The sequence below is a fragment of the Notoacmeibacter sp. MSK16QG-6 genome (genome assembly GCF_024158145.1).
In the GTDB taxonomy this organism is placed as follows: Bacteria; Pseudomonadota; Alphaproteobacteria; order Rhizobiales; family Rhizobiaceae; genus Notoacmeibacter.
Window position 1 is genome coordinate 273,945 of the sequence record NZ_JAMYXM010000003.1, and the last position, 20,290, is coordinate 294,234.

Consider the following 20,290-nt stretch of genomic DNA (forward strand, 5'->3'; position numbering starts at 1 on the left):
GCGCTGCTGCGCCGCCCCCGATAATCCGTCTAGGTATTGAGCTTTTATTCCATCTCGATGACGCCGCAGGCGATACGGTCGCCTGCATCGCCGCTCGGCTGGCTTTTGTAATCGTCCGCGCCCGAATGGATCATGATGGCCGAACCGTCTTCGTCCATCAGGAAACCGTCGTCTCCCTCGTTCAGGCTGACAGCGGTATTGAGTATTTCCTGCTGCAGGGCGCCACTGTCACTGACGTGGATGTTCGGCATGTCGCCCGGATGCGGTCCACCTTCGACCATCATGCCATGCTCTTTGCCTTCGGCGAAGTGGCCGCCGGCAGCCTTGAAATCCGGCTCGCACTTGCCGGTCTCATGAATGTGAAAACCGTGGACCCCGGCGGGAACGTCTTTCAGGTCGAGCGTCAGCAGCACACCATTGGGTGTCTGCTCCATCGTGACCGATCCATGTTCGGCGCCCTCTGCACCCATGAGCGTCGCAGTGGCGGTCTTCACCGTCCCATCGTCCTGGGCCGAGGCCACGCCGGCAACCGTGGTAAGCGCGCCAGCGAAAACGGCTGTAATGACATTGCGCATGAAAAAGGTCTCCTCACAAATCAATTGTGGGAGACCAACGTTGCACTGCGTGTGCCGTTCCAGTGAAAGTCCGCGATCAGGCCGCTTCCGCGAGTTCCTGCGCGATAGCCGCGTAATCGGACGGCTTCTGATAAATGCGCGAGTGAGGCAGACCTTCACCCGAAAGCTGATTGGGGCTTTGGGACGTCACGATTGCGAAGGGGACGCCATGCTCCTGAAGCCACCGCGCAATTGGCGCTGAGGTGCCATCGGGCAGATTAAAGTCTAGCAGGGCAGCATCGACCTGATTATCCTGAAGAGCACGCATCGCCTCGCTGACCGTCCGTGCGATCTTAGCTACACCATGGCCGGCCGTTTCCAAGCTATCTTCCGCGTCCATGGCGATTAGCATCTCGTCTTCGACTATCAGGATGCTCTTGAATAAAACTGTCATCATTTTATTGCCCTTTCAGGAAGAACAATGTTCGATAACCGCTTTAGTTTCTCCCTCACGCCAAAAGAGCATATTTATCGTTATTGAAGGGTAAAGCTGACCCGTTTTGAAGCAACACGGGGACGGGGTTTGGTTGCTAGGCCGGACGCCTGCCCATCGTCAGGCCGTTGGCGTCTCGCGGTCGGCGGTCTGGGTGGGGGCGGCCGGCAGTTCCAGATCGAACGTCACCCGCAAACCATCGATCTCGAAACGCCGCTCCAGTTCGATCGCCGTCATTTGAAGCAGGCGCGTACCGAACCCGGTGGTCTCGCTATCATCGTAGGATCGCGCCGACGAATGCCGCTCCTTCCAGACAAAATGCAGCTTTCTTTCGCTCCCCATCGTCCACGATATGGAAAGGGTGCCGTCGTCGGAAGCGAGCGCTCCGTGCTTGATGGCATTGGTTCCGAGTTCGTGGATCACGAGCCCGAACTGCGTGGCCGTTTCCGCAGGCAACAGGACCTTGGGGCCAGCGATTTCGACCGTCCGATCCGCGCCCAGAAGGGGTTTCAACTGCGAGTGGATGACTTCGCGCAGGCTGGGCGCCGACCAGTCACGCTCGGTCAACAGGGCGTGGCTCGCCGAAAGGCTGGCGATGCGCCCCAGGAAACTGTCGGCAAATTTCTGAGGGCTGTCTGCCGTGCGAAGCGTCTGCCGCGCCATGCCTTGAATGACGGCGAGCGTGTTTTTTACCCGGTGTGAAAGTTCGCGCATGAGAAGCGATTGCCGTTCCACGCTCCGCTGTTGTTCCGTCATGTCGCGCATGATCGTCGAGAGCGACGTCACGACCCCGTCATCCTTATGGACGATCAACACCTGACTGACGGGTATCCGGCGCTCATCCGGCAGTTCCAGCGTGTTCTCGCCCATCCAGAAACCGTCGGTGAACAGCTTGTCACGCTGGTCGTCGCTCAGGTTGGTGAAAAGGTTCGGTGCTTCGGGCGGCACCGGATCGTATGCATCGCTCATGTCCCCACCTTCGGAAAGAAGGCGGCGGCCACCGGAATTAAGGAACCTGACAGAACCGTCGGGCGCTCCAAACGCCACATAGTCTGGCGTCGCGTTGATGATATCGCCAAGGCTGCGGGACAGCTTCTCGGCGGAGCGCCGTGACGTGATGTCGATACCGGACAGCACGACAGAACCAGTGATCGGAGCGCCCTGGAGTGGTGCGATCTGCAGGTCGACCCAGAAGGTTTCTGATGCGGTGTTGCCATCGGGGCCGCTCATACAAATGTCGAAGCGGGAGGTCTCGCCATCGCGTGTCGCGGCCTGGACGGCCTCGCGCACGATCGAGGCGGCGTCGGCACTGCCATTCCACCAGCTCTCGTTCCAGATCTTCGTACCAAGAAGCCCTCTCATGGAACGGTCGAGACTGGCGAAATCGCCCTCATTGGTTTCCACGACTGTGCCGTCCGGTCCGACCACCGCCACCCACGCGGCAAGACTGTCCAGAATACCGCGCAGCAGACGCTCGTGCTGCCTGACGCGCCGCTCGACGCGTTTGCGCTCGGTAATGTCGCGCACCGAACCGCGCGCCATGATCCGCGTCGGGCTCATGCTGCGGCGTTCATGGGTGATCCGCCCATTGATCGAGACCCAGCGTGGCAGCGCCGATGCGGCATCGTCGATGCGTGGCTCGACGGTGAAAGTCGTAGCATGGCTCCGGTCGTCATGAAGAAGCGTCGAGCGAAGCGCATCCGCATCGTCCGGATGCAACTGATTGAGAAAAGTGACGATCCGAATTGGCTCTTTCGAATCCGGCAGGTCGAGTATCTGGCGGATGCGCTTATCGACAAGCATCACGCCCGTCTTCAGATTGGCTTCGAAAAAGCCGAGCCCGGCAGCGTCGGCGGCAAGGGAAAGCCGGTCCTGCTGCTTCTTTTGCCGGGAATAATCGATAACCCCGACAACCAGAGCGATTGCGCCGATAATGAGAAGTTGCTGTTGCAGAAACGCAGTGCGGCCCTGAACCATGTCCACGCCCATCACCGTCTCGGCCTGCCAGATCAGATTGACGCTGTAGAGTAGTCCGACCAGCGCGACGGCGAGCGATGCGCCGCGCACATCGTAGGCGAGCGAAGCCCAGATGATGAGCGGCGCGATATGGATGAACCGGAAATAGATGCTGTTGGTCAGCAGCAGCGTGCTCGTAAACCCCACGATGAGAGCCACGATCAGGACGAGCAAGGCGGGGCGCGGCGGTACGCCATACCGCCACCAGCTTTCCAGTAGCGGCCAGATGGTGACGATGCCGACGAGTTGACCGAGCAGAAGGACCAGCCCCAGATCGTGCCACCTGTCCGCTGGCAGATGGCCGTTCATTGTCTCGACGATCAGCGAGGTCCCGACGGTGGCGAAGGCACTCGGTATGCCGGCGACCACCAGAAAGAGCATCAGGGTTGAAACCCGCTCGAAGGGATCGCGCACACCGATCAGCCGGGCCGCCGCCACGCCCAATGCCGGCCCCGCTACATCGACGGAAGCAATGACCAGAGCCTCGCCAAAATCCAGATTGCCGGCGAAGAGATGAAGCGCCGTAAAACTCGCAAGAAAGATACCCGGAACGACGCGGTGGCCGAACAGCGAAATCATGGCCAGCGCCGCTCCTGCGGCAGGCCAGACCGGGGCGAACGTATCGGTGCGGTCGGACAGGTAAAGAACACCCCCGGACGCCATAAAGAAAAACAGGAATGCGAAAGCGTTGGCCGGCAGCACACCGAGCCGGCGCTGGTGCACATCACCAAGAATGTTGCCGATCAATCGGTTTTCCATGAGTCCCGCCAAATCAGAGGCAAACATGGACAAGCTTCAGCCGGAATACAACGGATAGTGGCTCTCGATTCCATGGCTTTTTTCAAATTGTGTATTGCCGACCCCGGTCAATACGGCGCGGCGAGTTTTTACACTTTACGCCGCGCGGGCCTCCCGGTCCGGCAGAGCTTCGTATTCGAGCACCGGGCCGGCTTCGATCAGCCTGGCAGCCTGATCGGCAGGCATGGGCTTGCCGAGGAGAAAGCCCTGCATCTCGGAACAGCCATGTTCGCGTAGGAAGTCGATGTGGCTTTGCATATCGACGCCCTCGGCGACGACCTTGAAGTCCATCATCCGTCCCAAGCCGATAACCGATCGGACGATTTCATAGGCTTGCGGATTGTGGGTGATCTTCTCGATGAAAGTCCGGTCGATCTTCAGCGTATCGAACGGGAACGCCATGAGGGCCGAAAGCGAGGAATAACCCGTACCGAAATCGTCCATGGCAATCGAAATGTCCATGGCTCGCAATTTACGCAGAACGTCCAGCGTGCGTTCCGTATCGCCGATCAGCAGCGATTCGGTGATTTCGATCTCCAGCCGCTTGGCATTGAAGCCGGTCGTCAGCAGCGTTTCACGAACCGTCTCGACCAGATCGGTATGGATGATCTGAACAGGCGAGACATTGATGGCCAGATGAAGATTGTCCGGCCAGTCGCACGCAATGGAACACGCCTTCTCCATCAGGCACCGGCCCAGTTCGATAATCATACCGTATTCTTCGGCGATGGAGATGAACTCGACGGGCGAAATCGGACCGAGTTCCGGATGCGTCCAACGCGCCAGCGCTTCAAATCCTGTCAAACGGCAATCGGCCACTTCGGCTTTCGGCTGGAAGTGGACCTCGATGGCCTTCTCTTCGAGGGCTTTCTGCAGGTCGGCGGCGAGCGTCCGGCGCTTACGGAGTGCCCTATCCATATTTTCGTCGAAGGTGCAGACCCGCTCCAGCGGGTTCTGTTTGATGCGACTGATCGCGCATCCCGCATTGGCCTGAAGCTCTTCGGCCGTCTTTCCATGAGACGGATAGATCGAGATACCGGCGCTGAGCGATACGTTGATAAGCTTTTTCTTGACGCTGAAGCTCTGGTCGCAGGCGTTCAGCACCCGTCGGACGGAGGATGGCAGCTTGTCGTCGTCGTCTGTGGTTTTCGGTTGCAAGACTACGAATTCGTCGCCGCCGAGACGCGCCAGATATTCGTTCTCTCGCAAACATTCGCGCATCCGTTTGGCCACGCATTTCAGCAACCCGTCTCCGGTCGCATGACCGAAAACGTCGTTGATTTCCTTGAAACGCTTCAGATCGAAAGTGATAAGATAGAACTCGCGTTCCTCAAGCTTGGCCGAGCGGATACGCTTGTTGATCTCGCCACTGAACCCAAGGCGGTTTGGCAGTCCCGTCAGGGGATCGTGCGTCGCCAGGTAAGTGATACGCCTTTCCGTATCGCGCCGCTCCTCAAGCGCCATGGCGTGCCGCGTGACATCGACCAGGACAATGGAGCGGAAATCGTGCGGCAGGTCGACGATCCGGCTTTCGAAAACCCGTTCGCCCACGTGAATCTGGCCGGTCTCGTTTCGCAGAACCTTTGCAAGCAGAACGTCGGACTGAAAGCGGCCGGCACTGGCCGCCGATTGCGCGGCTGCGCTCCAGAAGGCTGAATTGGCCATTTTGACGCGATTGTCGCTGTCGATGACGGCAATCGCTGCTTCGGTATTTTCAAGAACCGACATGGTCATGGCCTGCCGGTCATGGCCATAAACGGCATAGCGGATAGCGCGATCCAGAATGGGAGCCGTCAGTTCCCCATGATGCAGCAAGTCCGCAGCGCCACTATATTCCGCTTCTTCTGCAGCCAGCCATTCTGGAGCGATCAGAACGACGGGCACTTGCTTGACCTGAACTTTCATCCATCGCAGAAGCTCAGCGCCGGAGCAGCCCGGTAGATCGGCCGCGGCCAAAATGAGATCGAAATTGCCGGTTTTGAGCAGACCTATCATCGCGCCGGCGCTGTGGCAGGTCTTCACGGCCAGCGAGGTCCGGTTCAGTTCGCCCAGAGCTTCGCGCACTACAAGCATTCGGTCGCGCTCGGCGTCGGCGAGAAGAATACGATAGCTTTGCTTGGCCGGCATTGACCCGTGTTTCCCATGGCAACGGACGTCAATTTGCCTTCCAAACCCTTGACGCCTGCTTAATTTGTATCGAATTGCGCCTTACGCAGTGTCAGGCGATGCCTTTCGCAGTTCAGCGGTGCCTCATTGACAAAAGACATAAAGAATTGTTTATGTCTTTTTCTCAGCCCATATTGGCGCTTTATTTTGGCGTCTTTCGCGGCGAGACCGTGCGTGACAGCGCCGGAAGCAAAATCCAACGGAGACAGGAATGGCGAGCCCGCAACTACCCCTTCGGGATGTCGACAGACAGCCCGCCGCTATTCGGCTCGATGGCGCCAACGAAGCGCACGTGAAAGTGTCGTACGAGTTTTTCCCGCCCAAGACAGAAAAGGCGGAAGCGGACCTCTGGTATGCGGTCAAGCGTCTTGAGATGCTTCAGCCCTCATATGTTTCGGTAACTTATGGCGCTGGCGGATCGACGCAGGAGCGCACATTGGGGACCGTGGCGCGCATGGTGCGTGAAACGTCGCTGACGCCAGCCGCACATCTGACCTGTGTCGGGGCAAGCTGCAACGACATCGATGACGTCGCCGATCGCCTTTGGGACGCCGGCATCCGCTCCATCGTCGCACTGCGCGGCGACTCGCCCTCTGGCTTCGGCGGCCGCTACGAGCCGCATCCGGAAGGCTATTCCTACGCGCCCGATCTGATCGCCGGTCTCAGGAAGCGGCACGATTTCGAAATCTTCTGCTCGGCTTATCCTGAGCGCCACCCCGAAAGTGCTGACTGGCAGACCGAACTGGATGTCCTGCGCCGCAAAGCCGATGCCGGTGCGACGAAAGCGATCACACAGTTCTTTTTCGAGGCGGACACTTTCTTCCGTTTTCGTGATCGCGTCGCCGATGCTGGAATCGATATCGGCATCGTGCCGGGCGTGATGTTGCAACCCAACATTGCCGGTCTCTCGCGTATGGCGGGCGCTGTCGGCGTCGATGTGCCCGGCTGGTACGGACGTCTGTTCGAAGGGCTGGAAGACGACCTTCTGACACGGCAGATGCTGACAGCTTCCGTAGCGACCGATTTGTGCGCCGAACTTTACGATGGCGGCGTCCGCGATTTTCACCTTTACACGCTGAACCGTGCTGATATCGCAATTGCGGTCAGCCGCGCTCTCGGCGAAGCCCATGCCCGCATTCGCCAAAGGGATTGATTGCCATGTCCGAACGCTGGAACGCCATTACCGAGCGAGCCAAGAGCCACATCCTTATTCTCGACGGCGCCATGGGCACCATGCTTCAGCGACAGAGCCTGGAGGAAGAGGATTTTCGTGGCGACCGATTTGCCGATTGGGCGCTTCCGCTGAAGGGTGACAATGACCTTTTGTCGCTCACCAAACCCGAGGCCGTTGCCAAGGTTCACGATGCTTATCTGGAAGCGGGCGCCGATCTGATCGAAACCAACAGCTTCAATGCAACCGCGATCAGCCAGGCCGATTACGGGTTGCAGGATCATGCCGGCGAGATCGCCGCCGCCGCCGCGAAGGTCGCCCGTCAATGCGCCGATGAGTGGACGCGCAAAACACCTGACAAGCCGCGCGCCGTGCTCGGCTCCATCGGCCCGCTCAACAAAACGCTGTCGATCTCGCCGAAGGTTGAGGACCCCGGCTTTCGCGATGTGACCTTCGATGAGGTCAAGGAGACCTATCGCGGCCAGATCGACGCGATGTTCGACAATGTCGACGCGCTGCTGATCGAGACGATCTTCGATACGCTCAACGCCAAGGCCGCCATTCTTGCCGCGCAGGAGGCGTTCGACGCGCATGGCGAGGAGAAGCCCATTCTGATTTCCGGCACGATCACCGACCGTTCCGGTCGCACCCTCTCCGGCCAGACGCCCGAAGCCTTCTGGCTATCGGTCAAGCACGCCAAGCCTTTCGCAATCGGGCTGAACTGTGCGCTCGGCGCGGACGAGATGCGCCCGCATATCGTCGCAATCTCGAAGGCCGCTGATTGCCGCATCCTCGCCTTCCCGAATGCCGGCCTGCCCAATGCCTTCGGCGAATACGATCAGACACCGGACGAGATGCAGGCGCAGCTCAAGCCCTGGGCCGAAGAAGGCTACGTCAATATTCTCGGCGGCTGCTGCGGCACCACGCCCGATCACATCCGCGCCATTGCGAAGGCCGTCGAGGCAACGAAGCCGCATATGCCGCCCCAAATTACGCCGACGCTTCGTCTGTCCGGTCTCGAACCCTTCCAGATCGCGGTGAACGCATGAGTCAGGCCGCCTCCAGCCAATTCGTCAATATCGGCGAGCGCACCAATGTCGCCGGCTCGGCGAAGTTCAAGAAACTGATCGTCGACGGCCGGTTCGAAGACGCGCTCTCCGTTGCCCGCCAGCAGGTCGAGAACGGCGCGCAGATCATCGACGTCAATATGGATGACGGCCTGATCGATGGCGTCGAAGCCATGACCACTTTCCTGCAGCGCATGGCGGGCGAACCGGACATCGCTCGCGTGCCGGTCATGATCGACAGCTCCAAATGGGAGGTGATCGAAGCCGGGCTGAAATGCGTGCAGGGCAAGGCGGTCGTCAATTCGATCAGCCTGAAGGAAGGCGAAGCCCAGTTCCTCGAACAGGCGCGTAAGCTGAAAGCCTATGGCGCGGCGACCGTCATCATGGCGTTCGACGAAGAGGGCCAGGCCGAAACCGCCGAGCACAAATTCGCGATCTGCGAACGCGCCTACAATCTTCTGGTCGAGAAAATCGACTTTCCTCCGGAAGACATCATCTTCGATCCGAACATCTTCGCCGTCGCCACCGGCATCGAAGAGCACAACGACTATGCCGTCGCCTTCTTCGAAGCATGCCGGCGCATCAAGGCCAATCTGCCGCACGCCCGCATATCAGGCGGGCTGTCCAACGTCTCCTTCTCCTTCCGCGGCAACGAACCGGTCCGCGAGGCGATGCATTCGGTCTTCCTCTATCACGCCATTCCGGCGGGTCTGGATATGGCCATCGTCAATGCCGGCCAGCTGACAATCTATGACGACATACCCGAAGAGCTGCGCGAGGCCGTCGAAGACGTGATCCTCAACCGCCGCGACGATGCGACCGACCGCCTCCTCGCCATCGCCGACAAATATCGCGGCGAAGGCGGTGCGAAAGCCCGCCAACAGGATACGAAATGGCGCGAACAGCCGGTCGAGAAGCGCCTGGAACATGCGCTCGTCCACGGCATCACCGACTACATCGTCGACGACACCGAAGAAGCGCGCCAGAAGGCCGAACGCCCGCTTCATGTCATCGAAGGACCGCTGATGGACGGCATGAATGTCGTGGGCGATCTGTTCGGCGCCGGCAAGATGTTCCTGCCGCAGGTGGTCAAGAGCGCCCGCGTCATGAAAGCCGCCGTCGCCCATCTGCTTCCCTATCTGGAAGCGGAGAAGGAAGAGAGCGGCCAGGCCGGCAAGTCGAACGGCACAGTGCTGATGGCGACGGTGAAGGGTGATGTCCACGACATCGGCAAGAATATTGTCGGCGTCGTGCTGCAGTGTAACGGTTATGACGTGATCGATCTCGGCGTCATGGTGCCGGCCGAAAAGATTCTGCAAGAAGCCAATGACAACAAGGTCGATATGATCGGCCTGTCCGGCCTCATCACGCCATCGCTCGACGAGATGGTGGACGTCGCCAAGGAAATGCAGCGCAGACAGATGAGCATTCCACTTCTGATCGGCGGTGCGACAACCTCGTCCACCCATACCGCCGTAAAGATCGAACCGGCCTACGACAATGACGCCGTTGTCTATGTGACGGATGCTTCGCGTGCCGTTGGCGTCGTGGGTCAGTTGCTGGGCGAGCAGAAGGCCGGCTACGTTTCCCGTGTTCGCGAAGAAAATGCAAAAGCGCGCGCCGCCCATCTGGACGCGCAAGGCAAGAAGGAGCGCCTGACGCTCAAGGAAGCGCGCGACAACGCCGCAAAACTCGATTTCGAAACGTACACGCCGCCTGCTCCGACCTTTACCGGCATCCGAAATTTTGTCGACTACGATCTGGCGACACTGCGCGAAGCGATCGACTGGACGCCCTTCTTCGCGACCTGGGAAATGAAAAGCCGCTATCCGGCCATTCTGGACAGCGCCGATTACGGTCCGGCGGCGCGCGACCTCTTCCGCGACGCCAACGAGATGCTCGACCAGATGGTTGCCGAAAATTGGGTAGAGGCGCGCGCCGTAATCGGCTTCTGGCCGGCCCGCAAAGATGGCGCGGACGATATCGCGGTTTTCGAGAACGATGCCCGCCAAGACCGGATCGCGACCTTCCATGGCCTCCGCCAGCAGATCCAGAAACGCGGCAACAAGCGTCCCAATTACTGCCTCTCGGACTTCGTCTCGCCGGATGAAGACTGGATCGGCGGCTTCTGCGTCACCGCCGGGCTTGGCGAGGAGGTTCGTTCCAAGGCGTTCATCACGGCCAATGACGATTATAACAATATCCTCTTCAAGGCGCTGTGCGACCGTCTCGCGGAAGCCTTCGCCGAACACATGCATCAGCGCGTCCGCCGGGAGTTCTGGGGCTATGCACCCGATGAAACGCTCTCCAACGAAGAGTTGATCGGCGAAAAATATCGCGGCATCCGCCCGGCGCCGGGCTATCCGTCCCAGCCCGACCACACCGAAAAGGCGACGCTTTTTTCACTGCTAAACGCCACCGAAGAAGCTGGCGTCACGCTAACGCAAAGCTTCGCCATGCATCCCGCCTCATCGGTGTCCGGCCTTTACTTCAGCCATCCGGACAGCGTTTATTTCGGCGTCGGCAAGATCGAAAAGGATCAGGTCGAGGATTACGCACGTCGCAAGAAGATGGATTTGGCAGACATGGAGCGCTGGCTTGCCCCGATCCTCAACTACGATCGCTAGGACGGGCGGAAAGGAAGGATTGCGATGCTGCGCTGGCTGATCTGGATCGCCATTTTTGTTATTGCCTTCATCATCGCCGCGCGGCTCTTCCGCCGGCGATAAGGCGCACACCGCTAAGTCAGGACGACGCTTAACGCGCCAGTGAATCCATCAGCGCCTTGTTTTGGCAGTAGTCGGGCGCAGGCTCCCTGGCATCCGCCTTCGCAAGAAAATCGGCACATTCGTCTGCCCGGCGGCAACCTTGACAGCGAAACCACGCCGAGCGCAGGACGGAATCGGCGAGACGCAAGACCCGCTCATCGTCGAGCGCGCCTGTGCGCCCCATCATCGCGCCAAGCAGGTCGCCGTGCTCTTCGGCCCTTTTGAAAAATCCCATTTCGCCTCTCCCGATCGGTTGCCGCAAAGGCAAGGTAGCCAGGCTTTGCCATCAAACGATTGATCTGCATCAACGAAACGCCATCTTCACTCATCCAGCCGCTCAGTCCTTGAAGCAATCCGGATAGGGAGAAAAACGTGAAGGGCCGAATTGAATTACCGCCACCTCCCCCAATCGCCCAGACCGTCAAGACGTTCGTTCTGGTCAACCTGTTCGGCGTACCGGCTTTGGCTTTCATCTACCGACTTGTCACGAAGGGCGGCGCACTTGCAGCCATGCCGCCCTTCATTTTTATCGTGCTGGCGCTTGCAATCGGCCTTGGTGTGATCGGCTATAACGCCTGGCTGACATGGCGCGCCAAGCGCGCGGATGGCTGGGCGCCCCCGGTCGTCGCCATGGCACTGTGGACGATAGCCTGCGCCATGACCCTGCTTTTCTTCGGATCGTTCTCGCCTATCAGCCTTGCGCTCGCCTATGGCGGGCTGTTCTGACCGGCAAGGCTCACGATCCTATTTTGGCGCCATTCGAATGGCGCCATCCAGCCGGATCGTTTCGCCGTTCAGCATGGGATTGCCGATAATCGCCTCGACCAGCTTGGCGTATTCGTCCGGTTCGCCAAGACGGCTCGGAAAAGGCACCTGCTTGCCAAGGCTGTCCTGCGCCTCCTGCGGCAGCCCCGCCACCATTGGCGTGCGAAAGATACCCGGCGCGATTGCCATGACACGGATGCCATATCGGGCCAGTTCACGAGCGAGCGGCAATGTCATTCCAGCGACGCCAGCCTTCGAAGCCGCGTAGGCCGGCTGGCCGATCTGTCCGTCGAAAGCGGCGACAGAAGCGGTATTGACGACGACGCCCCGCTCCTCGCCAAGCGGCTCGCTCGCCGCCAACCGTTCGGCGAACTTGGCGGTGACATTATAGGTGCCGATCAGATTGATGCCGACGACCTTGGCGAAAAAGTCGAGCGGCGTCGCCTTGCCTTCACGGTCGAGCATCTTGGAGGGTGTGCCGACCCCGGCGCAGTTAATGAGAACCCGGGCAACGCCGTGCCTGTCTTCCGCTTCGGTAACGGCCTCGCGAACCGCGCCGTCATCGGCGACGTCGACCTTGATGAAATGCCCGCCAATTTCCTTTGCCTGTGATCCCCCCGCCTCCTCGTTCATGTCCAGTAGCGTGACTTTCGCGCCCGCCTTTGCAAGCCGTATGGCCGTTGCCAGACCGAGTCCCGACGCGCCACCCGTCACCAGGGCGGCTTGATTTGAAATATCCATAAGACTTCCTCCCCATAATCTCTCGTCGGTCTCGACATAGAGCCGGGGTGCTTAAGGGAAACATTGTGGACCCCTGGAGCCCATCTTCCTGATCTCACCCCACCGCGATCGATCGAGTACTACTAAGGTTTAAATCAAATTTAAATCTCTTGCTGCATTCAATGGAACGAGTGGTCTAATGGGAGATACCAATGCTCGGGAGATTGATTGGGCGGTTTAGTCTGCGCCTGAGCCTTTCGGCTCTTTTTGCACTGCTTGCCGTTCTGGCCTGCAGCGTCGTTGGCACGGGCGGCTATTTGCAGGCCTCTGGCGAGATGCGCCACGCCACGAACCGCGAACTTGCAATGCTGGCCGAGAATCAGGCTCGCTCCATCCAGGACTATAAGGAGCGGCTTCAGGCGGCCGTCGCGAATATGTCGGGCGGCGCGATGGTGCCCAATAGCCTGTCCGAGCTGTCCATCGGCTTCAATGTCGAACGTAAGCGCGACGAAAACATCGAGACGTTCCGCAACGCCGGCGAGACGCCGGAGGAACGTGCGCAGTTTGCCGGCCGCAACCGCAACGTCAGCATCTATGAATGGAAGCATTCCGAGGTCCACAATTCGCTTTTCAGCTACTGGAAGGATCTTGGCCTGTCGGATCTCTACCTGATCGATGAAAAGGGCAATATCGTCTATTCGGTCACCAAGTCCGAAGAATTCATGCAAAGCCTTGAGACGAGCGAATTCGGCCCGTTAAACGGCCTCTTCAGTTCGATCATGGCCGGCGAAGCCGCTAGCCTTCAGAGCAACGGATTTGAACCCTACCCCGTCGAAGGACCGTCGCTCATCCTGGCTCATGCGGTGCCTCGCAAATCCACCTTCGGACTGGACGAAGGCGAAGTCGCCCCTCCCATGGCGGTCGTCGCATTCCGTATCTCCGCTGATAAAATCTCGGCAATGTTGGCGAAACAACAGCTCGATCCCGCCGTCCGCGCACTCCTGCTGGTCGATAGCGAAGGCCAGGTGATCGCAAGCAGCGACGGGCGGAGCCGTCCCGCGCCGCTGGATCTCTCCAGCCTGGAAATCGGTGAGAGCGGTCAGCTCAGCGGAACGCTCGACGACGCCGAAGGCCTGGGCGCCGCACTCGCGGTCGCCAGCGACATCACGTTCAATGGTAAGCCGTTTCATATTCTTTCCATCTACGATCAAAGCGCCGCGATGGCCGGGGTGAACAACATGGCGATCACCATGGCGGGTCTGACCCTGCTCGTGCTGATCGGCATTTGTCTGGCTGGCATTATGTTGTCCCGCGCCATCACGCAGCCCATCAACGTTCTTACCGACGATATGCGCCGGCTGGCGGATGGCGACCTGCAGAACGCCGCCTACGATTACGATCTGCGCAACGAGGTCGGCTCCATGGCCTCGGCAGTGGAGGTCTTCCGTGAGCAGGCGCTTGAGAAGCTTCGCATCGAAGGCGAAACGCAGCAGATGCGCAACCAGTCCGAAAGCGAGCGAGCCGAACGCGAGGCCGTGAGCGCGAAGGACAATGAAGCAAGGCGCTATGCGCTGGAAACGCTCGGCACGGCCCTGAAGAGCATGTCGGACGGCAATATCAGCCATCGGATCAGAAACCCCTTCGCTTCTGAATTCGACCAGCTTCGGGTGGACTATAACGAGGCTGCCGAGAAACTGGCCGACGCGCTCTATCAGGCTGCACGCAGCGCCGACTCAATCTGCCTGTCGTCTGCGGAAGTCAGCAATGCGGCGGGCGATCTCGCCAAACGCACCGAAAACCAGGCCGCGTCGATTGAGCAGTCGTCCGACACGCTGTCACAAATCGCTTCCGATGCTTCGGAAGTCGCCGGCCGAACCGATCAGGTTCAGTCCATCGTCGAAAACGCCAAAAAGGAAGCGGCGGAATCGGCTGAAATCGTCGATCGTGCGATGAACGCGATGCGGGAAATCGAAGAATCGTCCGACGAGATCACCCAGATCGTCAGCGTCATCAACGAGATCGCTTTCCAGACCAACCTTCTGGCCCTTAACGCTGGCGTGGAAGCCGCCCGCGCCGGGGAAGCCGGTAAAGGCTTCGGCGTCGTCGCGCAGGAAGTGCGCGAACTGGCGCAGCGATGCGGCGACGCGGCGGGCGAAATTCGCGGTCTCATCACCCGCTCGGTCGACAAGGTGAAATCCGGCTCGGTCCTTGTCAGCGATACCGGCGAGACCCTGAAACGCATCGTCAGCGAAGTCGCCGACATCAGCGAGCATGTCACCGCCATAACCACCTCCATGCGTAGCCAGTCGGACGGCTTGGCCAAGGTGAGCGGCACAATGCGGATGATGGATCAGGAGACCCAGAAAAACGCTGCAATCGCCGAAGAATCCACCGCTGGCAGTCAGGTACTTGCCAGCGAGGCGGCTTCGCTCAACCGGCAATTGTCGCAATTCGATGTCTCGGCTGCCGAGGACGAATCCGCGATCGCCAACGCGGCCTGACCGCCGCCGAAAACACCATCGATAAAGAAGGCCCGGTCATCGTGCCGGGCCTTCTTGTGTCTGATGGACTTTAAGGATTTCCCGATCAGGCAAAAACGATTGTCTTGGCCTCATTCAACATGACGCGCCCTTCCAGATGCATTTTCACCGCGCGCGCCAGCACCCGGCTCTCGATATCACGGCCAGCAGCAACGAAATCGTCTGCCGTCATGGCGTGATTCACCCTTTCGGTCTCCTGCTCGATAATCGGGCCTTCATCCAGATCCGGCGTCACGTAGTGCGCGGTGGCGCCGATCAGCTTCACACCACGCGCATGGGCTTGATGATAAGGCTTGGCGCCCTTGAAGCTGGGCAGAAAAGAATGGTGAATATTGATGATCCGGCCGAAAAGCCGGTTCGAGAGGTTGTCCGACAGAACCTGCATATAGCGGGCGAGAACGACCAGTTCCGCGCCGCTGTCCTTAACCAGGGAGAGAAGCCTCTCTTCCTGTTCGGCCTTGTTCTCTTTCGTCACCGGCCAGTGATGAAAGGGAATATTCTCGTAATCCGCTGTCCGGCGGCTCTCTTCATGGTTGGAGACTATGGCGACCACTTCGGCGTTCAGCCAACCGACGCGGATCTGGTAGAGAAGGTGCAGCATGGCGTGGTCGAACTTGCTGACCATCAGAACGATTTTCGGCTTGCGGCTGCTGTCGACGACCCGCGTTCGCATATCGAACCGGTCGGTCACCGGCTTCAATGCGTGTTCGATGGCGTCGCGATCGACCGGTTCCGGCACGATTACCGCAAGTCTCATATAGAAGCGGTTGATTTGCCGGTCCCAGAACTGGCCGCTTTCCGCGATATTGGCGCCGGCGGCAGCCAGTTCGGTCGTAACCGCAGCGACGATGCCAACCTGATCGGCGCAGGAAAGCGTGACGACAAAACTGTTCATACCTGTCTGACCTATCGCATTGGCAGGAAAGCCTGCTGAAAATTTCGGCGCTTATAACGGGGAAGACCTCTCTATGCCATGGTCGATACCCGCCATTTCCAGCGACAAACCCGTCACGACCGGCAAGCGAAAGGGCCGGCGCAAGCTGCTGCGCCGACCCTTTCGTGTCCGCTAGAGCTGCCGTCAGCCCAGTGTCGGCATGGTGAATTGCGCGTCGTCGCGAATGCCGCTCGGCCAGCGCGTCGTGGTTGTCTTGATCCGCGTATAGAAGCGGACACCCTCCATGCCATGCATCGCATGATCGCCGAAGATCGACGCCTTCCAGCCGCCGAAGGAGTGGAACGCCATCGGCACCGGGATCGGCACATTGACGCCGACCATGCCGACTTCGACATCGTGGCTGAAGGCCCGCGCCGTATCGCCATCGCGGGTGAAGATCGCGGTGCCATTGGCGTAGTTATGGCCGTGGATCAGATCGACGGCGTCCTGATAGGAATCGCGCCGCACCATGGAGAGTACCGGCCCGAAAATCTCGTCGCGATAAACGCTCATATCCGGGGTGACATGGTCGAACAGCGTCCCGCCGACATAATAGCCGTTCTCGTAGCCCTGCTTGTCCTGCTTGAAGCTGCGACCGTCGACAACCAGCTTGGCGCCTTCTTCGACGCCCTTGTCGATATAGCCGAGAACTCGCTCCTTGGCCTGCTCGGTAACAAGCGGCCCCATCTCCGCTTCGCTATCGCTGTAGGGGCCGATCTTCAGCGCCTCGATCTTCGGCACCAGCTTTTCGACCAGAGCATCGGCAACGGCGTCCGTCACCGGCACCGCGACGGAGATCGCCATGCAGCGCTCGCCGGCCGAACCGAAGGCAGCGCCCATCAGAGCATTGGTCGCCATGTCGAGATCGGCGTCCGGCATGATAATCATGTGATTCTTTGCGCCGCCGAGCGCCTGAACCCGTTTGCCATTCGCCGTGCCAGTCGCATGGATATATTGGGCGATAGGCGTCGAGCCGACGAAGGAAATTGCCTTGACGTCCGGATTGTGAAGCAACGCATCTACGGCTTCCTTGTCGCCATGGACGACGTTGAAGACGCCTTCGGGAAGACCCGCTTCGGTCAGCCATTCGGCGATCAGCATGGAGGCCGAGGGATCGCGTTCGGAGGGCTTCAGAATGAAGGTGTTGCCGCAGGCGAGCGCCACCGGGAACATCCACATCGGCACCATGGCCGGAAAGTTGAAGGGTGTGATGCCAGCCACCACTCCGAGCGGATGGCGAAGCGCGAACGTATCGACGCCGGTACCGACCTGAGCGGAATAGTCGCCGATCAGATGGCTCGGAATGCCGACGGCGAATTCCACCACCTCCAGGCCGCGAATGACCTCGCCCTTGGCGTCGTCGAAGGTTTTTCCGTGTTCGGCGGAAATCGCCGTGGCCAAATCATCCAGCCGGTCCCAGAGGATCGTCTTGAACTTGTCGAGAATGCGGGCGCGGCGCAGCGGCGTCGTCGCGGCCCAGCCCGGAAAAGCGGCTTTCGCCGTCTCGACCGCCGCGTTTACCTCGTCTGTACTGGCAAGGAGAACCGTCTTCTCGCTCTCGCCAGTGGCCGGGTTGAAGACGGGCTGGCTTCGCCCGGATGTACTGGATACGGCTTTACCGCCAACAAAATGAGAAATGGTGCTCATAAAATCCTCCTGTCTCTGTGTTGGCGAACAAATGCGATATAATTTATTGCATAACAATCGACGCAAGATGATAATCGTTATGCACTAACGCATAACATAAGGGTATGCTGGTATGGATTGGGATGATGGCCGCCTGCTTCTTGCCGTCTCGCGCGCTGGCACGCTGTTGGATGCCGCTCGCACGGTCGGGCTGAATCAGGCGACACTCTCGCGCCGGCTGACGGCGCTGGAAAAAACGATGGGCATTTCGCTGCTGGTCCGGCGAACGACGGGCTGCACCCTGACCGAAGCTGGCCGGATGCTTGCCGATGCCATGGAGAGGGTCGAGAATGAATTTCTGCAAACCCAGGCGGCATTGACCGAAGGCGGCGAAAGCCCTTCCGGCACCATTCGTATCGGCGCGCCGGACGGCTTCGGCCATGCGTTCATTGCGCCACGCCTCGATCGGTTCGCCTCCGCCTATCCCAATCTGCAGATCCAGCTTGTGCCGGTGTCGCAGACATTCTCGCTATCGAAGCGCGAGGCCGATATCGCGGTCACTCTGGGCCGTCCTCAATCGGGGCGGCTCATCGCACAGAAACTCACAGACTATACGTTGAGCCTCTATGCATCGCCCGACTACCTCGCCCGCTTCGGCACGCCGAAGGATCGCAACGATTTGCTCGATCATCGCTTGGTCGGTTTCGTTGACGACCTGGTCTTTTCTCCCATGCTTGCCTACGCACAGGAGTTTCATCCGGGCTGGCGCTCCACGGTCGAGGTCTCCAGCACGATGGGGCAGTTCGAAGCGGTTTGCGCGGGAGCCGGAATCGCTGTTCTTCACGATTTCATGGCGGCAGGGCGAAGCGATCTGATCCGAATTCTTCCCGATCTCATCACCCGCCGTGACTACTGGCTCATCCACCATGAAAGCCTGCGGGGGCTGGCGCGCATCCGCGCCGCTTCCGACTTTCTTCTCGGTGAGGTCAAATCAGCGGCCGCGCAATTCGTTCGGCAAACTGGCGGGGAAGCGCTTTAAAAAGCGCCCGATGCAGAGAACATCGGGCGCAGGATATTCGACGTCGGGGCAGTGACGCCGAAAGGCCGTGACAACCATCCGGAAAGCGACCTTCTCGGTATCTTCCTCAGTCATCCAGACGCCGGTAAATTAGCATATTTTCATGTACGCGCAAGGATAAATTTCCTGTCTGACGATATTTTCTAACGAATTCATCGATATGCATATGTCGAGCGACAAAGGCTTCGATAGAACCGTTTAAAGCCTTAGGGGCGGGTCGCACTGATCCAGTCTCGCATTCGCGCTTCGGGATCGTCGTGGCGGGTGATGTCTGTCACCACCGCCGCGATATCGGCACCGGCAGCCATGAGCTCCGGCACGCGCTCTGCCGTCACGCCGCCAATACCGACAAGCGGCAAATCGCCGATCCGGTCTTTCCAGCGCCTGACGCGTTCGAGACCCTGTGGGTCCCACGGCATCTTTTTCAGTTTCGTTTCCCAGACCGGTCCGAGCGCGACATAATCCGGCTTGGCCGCAAGCGCCGCCGCCAGCTCCGCTTTGTCGTGGGTCGAGATGCCGAGCTTAAGGCCAGCAGCCCGGATTTCTGGCAGGTTCGCTTCCGCTAGGTCCTCTTGGCCGAGATGGACCCAGGCGCATTTCTCCTCAATGGCGAGACGCCAGTAGTCATTGATAACGAGCGTGCAGTCATGAGCGATGCAGCAGGCTTTCGCGCGGCGGATATTGTCGCGAAGCTCGTCTTCACCCATTCCCTTGCATCGAAGCTGCACCAGCTTCGCGCCGACAGGCACGAGCCGCTCGATCCAATCGGCATCGTCGACGATCAGATAGAAGGGATCGAGCGCGGTTCGCATTTCCGTTTTGCTCACAGCATCGCCTTTCCGAAGACCGGGGTCGATGGCACGGCCATGTCGCGCGGATCGAGCGGGTCTGCCTCCCGTCCGAGCGAGCCGGCTTCCACCGCAAGCGCCATGGCCTTTGCCATCTTGGACGGATCGCCTGCGCCCGCCACTGCGCTGTTGAGCAGCACCGCATCATAACCGAGTTCCATCGCCCGCGCCGCATGGCTCGGCAGGCCAATTCCAGCGTCGACAACCAGTGGCACATCCGGAAAATGGCCACGTAGCGACCGCAGGCCGTATTCATTGTTCAGCCCGCGCGCGGTGCCGATTGGCGCACCCCAGGGCATCAACACGTTGCAGCCCGCCGCCAGCAGCTTCTCGGCGATGACGAGATCTTCCGTGCAATAGGGAAACACCTCGAACCCGTCTTCGATAAGGATGCGGGCCGCTTCCACCAGAGCGACCACATCGGGACAGAGCGTGTCGTTCTCGCCGATCACCTCCAGCTTGATCCATGGCGTGCGGAACACTTCGCGCGCCATTTGCGCTGTCGTCACCGCTTCCTTCACGCCATGGCAGCCGGCCGTGTTCGGCAGGACGCGGACGCCAAGATGGTTGATCAGGTCGAAGAAGGCCTGCCCTGCCCCGTCGGCGCCCTCGCGCCGCAGCGAGACGGTGACGATATCGACCTCGGCGGCGCGTACGGCGTCCTCCAGCACCTTCGGTGACGGATATTGCGCAGTGCCCAGGAACAGGCGCGATTTCGGCTCATAGCCATAGAAGCTAGTCATGAC

General features: G+C 59.8%; 14 protein-coding genes and 1 pseudogene. 5 read left to right on the forward strand and 10 right to left on the reverse strand.

Going from position 1 to position 20,290, the window contains the following annotated elements; translation table 11 throughout:
* Positions 1 to 44: 44 nt before the first annotated feature.
* The 4 genes from NIM86_RS12395 to NIM86_RS12410 form a co-directional block, all read right to left on the reverse strand.
* Positions 45 to 575: a superoxide dismutase family protein gene (locus NIM86_RS12395; RefSeq protein WP_253382573.1), complete on the reverse strand. Its 531-nt coding sequence runs from the start codon at positions 573 to 575 to the stop codon at positions 45 to 47.
* A gap of 76 nt (positions 576 to 651) precedes the next feature.
* Positions 652 to 1,011 (reverse strand): response regulator, encoded by a 360-nt coding sequence (locus NIM86_RS12400; protein ID WP_253382575.1) that lies wholly within the window; start codon positions 1,009 to 1,011, stop codon positions 652 to 654.
* Between the two features lie 156 nt (positions 1,012 to 1,167).
* Positions 1,168 to 3,822 (reverse strand): HWE histidine kinase domain-containing protein, encoded by a 2,655-nt coding sequence (locus tag NIM86_RS12405; protein ID WP_253382577.1) that lies wholly within the window; start codon positions 3,820 to 3,822, stop codon positions 1,168 to 1,170.
* Positions 3,823 to 3,957: 135 nt separating this feature from the next.
* Positions 3,958 to 5,988, reverse strand: coding sequence for an EAL domain-containing protein (locus NIM86_RS12410; RefSeq protein ID WP_253382579.1), 2,031 nt, complete (start codon positions 5,986 to 5,988; stop codon positions 3,958 to 3,960).
* Between the two features lie 250 nt (positions 5,989 to 6,238).
* Between NIM86_RS12410 and metF the strand changes: the two genes are divergently transcribed.
* Together metF and metH are read left to right on the forward strand one after the other, a co-directional pair.
* On the forward strand, positions 6,239 to 7,180 hold the full coding sequence (gene metF / locus NIM86_RS12415; RefSeq protein WP_253382581.1) for a methylenetetrahydrofolate reductase [NAD(P)H]: 942 nt from the start codon (positions 6,239 to 6,241) through the stop codon (positions 7,178 to 7,180).
* A gap of 5 nt (positions 7,181 to 7,185) precedes the next feature.
* Positions 7,186 to 10,892, forward strand: a pseudogene (gene metH, locus NIM86_RS12420) (methionine synthase).
* Positions 10,893 to 11,022: 130 nt separating this feature from the next.
* Here the strand turns inward: metH and NIM86_RS12425 are convergent.
* Entirely contained in the window at positions 11,023 to 11,268 is a 246-nt protein-coding gene (locus NIM86_RS12425; protein WP_253382583.1) for a DUF6455 family protein, read from the reverse strand.
* 137 nt (positions 11,269 to 11,405) lie between these two features.
* On the opposite strand from NIM86_RS12425, the gene NIM86_RS12430 reads away from it, so the two are divergent.
* Positions 11,406 to 11,759 carry a hypothetical protein gene (locus NIM86_RS12430; protein WP_253382585.1) on the forward strand — a complete coding sequence of 118 codons (354 nt, stop codon included), beginning with the start codon at positions 11,406 to 11,408 and terminating at the stop codon, positions 11,757 to 11,759.
* 18 nt (positions 11,760 to 11,777) lie between these two features.
* Here NIM86_RS12430 and NIM86_RS12435 read toward each other — a convergent pair whose 3' ends face one another.
* Positions 11,778 to 12,539, reverse strand: coding sequence for an SDR family NAD(P)-dependent oxidoreductase (locus NIM86_RS12435; RefSeq protein WP_253382587.1), 762 nt, complete (start codon positions 12,537 to 12,539; stop codon positions 11,778 to 11,780).
* Positions 12,540 to 12,730: 191 nt separating this feature from the next.
* On the opposite strand from NIM86_RS12435, the gene NIM86_RS12440 reads away from it, so the two are divergent.
* Entirely contained in the window at positions 12,731 to 15,019 is a 2,289-nt protein-coding gene (locus NIM86_RS12440) for a methyl-accepting chemotaxis protein (protein ID WP_253382590.1), read from the forward strand.
* 85 nt (positions 15,020 to 15,104) lie between these two features.
* Here NIM86_RS12440 and purU read toward each other — a convergent pair whose 3' ends face one another.
* Positions 15,105 to 15,953, reverse strand: coding sequence for a formyltetrahydrofolate deformylase (purU, locus tag NIM86_RS12445; protein WP_253382592.1), 849 nt, complete (start codon positions 15,951 to 15,953; stop codon positions 15,105 to 15,107).
* A 183-nt stretch (positions 15,954 to 16,136) separates the two neighbouring features.
* Entirely contained in the window at positions 16,137 to 17,639 is a 1,503-nt protein-coding gene (locus NIM86_RS12450) for a CoA-acylating methylmalonate-semialdehyde dehydrogenase (RefSeq protein WP_253382593.1), read from the reverse strand.
* Positions 17,640 to 17,751: 112 nt separating this feature from the next.
* Between NIM86_RS12450 and NIM86_RS12455 the strand changes: the two genes are divergently transcribed.
* The gene (locus NIM86_RS12455) at positions 17,752 to 18,657 is read left to right on the forward strand and encodes a LysR family transcriptional regulator (protein WP_253382595.1); all 906 of its coding nucleotides are present in this window, start codon (positions 17,752 to 17,754) and stop codon (positions 18,655 to 18,657) included.
* 245 nt (positions 18,658 to 18,902) lie between these two features.
* Here the strand turns inward: NIM86_RS12455 and NIM86_RS12460 are convergent, their stop codons facing one another.
* Both NIM86_RS12460 and NIM86_RS12465 read right to left on the reverse strand, forming a co-directional pair.
* Positions 18,903 to 19,508 (reverse strand): thiamine phosphate synthase, encoded by a 606-nt coding sequence (locus NIM86_RS12460; protein WP_253382648.1) that lies wholly within the window; start codon positions 19,506 to 19,508, stop codon positions 18,903 to 18,905.
* A gap of 11 nt (positions 19,509 to 19,519) precedes the next feature.
* Positions 19,520 to 20,287, reverse strand: a complete 768-nt coding sequence (locus NIM86_RS12465) for a thiazole synthase (protein ID WP_253382597.1) — start codon at positions 20,285 to 20,287, stop codon at positions 19,520 to 19,522.
* Positions 20,288 to 20,290: the final 3 nt, after the last annotated feature.